The sequence below is a fragment of the Pseudomonas sp. P5_A2_2 genome (assembly GCF_054177685.1).
This window is the reverse complement of sequence record NZ_JBGCUL010001361.1, coordinates 1-1,002: the sequence shown is the minus strand read 5'-3', so window position 1 is coordinate 1,002 and position 1,002 is coordinate 1. Positions and strand designations below refer to the sequence as shown.

Sequence of the window (1,002 nt, the reverse complement as noted above, 5' to 3'; positions counted from 1 at the left end):
GGTCAGCTTTAGTGCTGTTAGCAAGAGCTGAGCCAAGGCTTTCAAAAAGCCAAAAAACTCCCGTTCGGCGGCTCAAGAGCGGTCGATTGAGAGGGATTTTGGAGTGCCTTGGTGCCTGCCAGGGCCGGKATAAGTTGGCTTTTTGGTCAGGTTTTACATCCAGGCTTTTTTTTAAACCGGATTTGGGCGGCCGCGGAGAATACTGACTCCTCGGCCAGGTCTCAAGTGCTCCGCAACGGCGCACCGACGACAGGTTTGGGGCACGGTTGCGGGGCAGCATCAGAAATGCACCTTCACCAGCAGGCTGGTGGTGTTTTGATGGGTATCCAGGTTCGAGCTGTTTTCGACCCGGTGTTTGTCTCTGCGAATCATCTGTTGCTCCCTCTTGTTTTTATTTTTGAGGCGCAGGCAACCCCTGCCCACTGTAGGAGCGAGCTTGCTCCTACAGGGTTCGTGTTTCTGGTGTTAATGCGTTTGAGCCTGACAGTCGTTGATGGCCGCGCGTTCGGCGCCACCCAGGATGTTGAACAGCAGGTTCAGCGTCAGCGCGCTGAGGGTGGCCATGGCGATGCCGCTGTGGGTGATGGGGCTCATCCACACGGGCAGGTGGGCGAAAAACTCCGGACGTACGACCGGGATCAGACCCATGCCGATGCTCACCGCCACCAGCAACTGGTTGCGACGGTCACCGATGTCGGCTTCCTGGAGAATCTTGATCCCGGTAGCGGCGACCATGCCGAACATCGCAATCGCTGCGCCGCCCAGTACTGCCGGAGGAATCGAGGCCACCAGGAACGCGGCTTTGGGCAGCAGGCTCAGGACGATCAGCAACCCGCCGGCAACGATGGTCACCGAGCGGCAGCGCACGCCGGTCATCTGCACCAGGCCGATGTTCTGGGCGAAGGAGGAGTGGGTGAAGGTGTTGAAGAAGCCGGCGAAAAACGAAGCGCCGGCATCGCACAGCAAGCCGCGACGCAGCATCCGTGGGCAGACTTCCTGGCC

Annotated in this window: 1 protein-coding gene and 1 pseudogene; one reads left to right on the top strand and one right to left on the bottom strand. The window is 59.4% G+C overall.

Going from position 1 to position 1,002, the window contains the following annotated elements; all coding sequences use genetic code 11:
- On the top strand, positions 1-206 hold a 206-nt coding region (locus tag ACXRVY_RS31440; protein WP_458239270.1), incomplete at its 5' end, for a hypothetical protein.
- A gap of 236 nt (positions 207-442) precedes the next feature.
- Here the strand turns inward: ACXRVY_RS31440 and ACXRVY_RS31435 are convergent.
- A pseudogene (locus ACXRVY_RS31435) lies at positions 443-1,002 on the bottom strand (solute carrier family 23 protein); the annotation flags it as partial.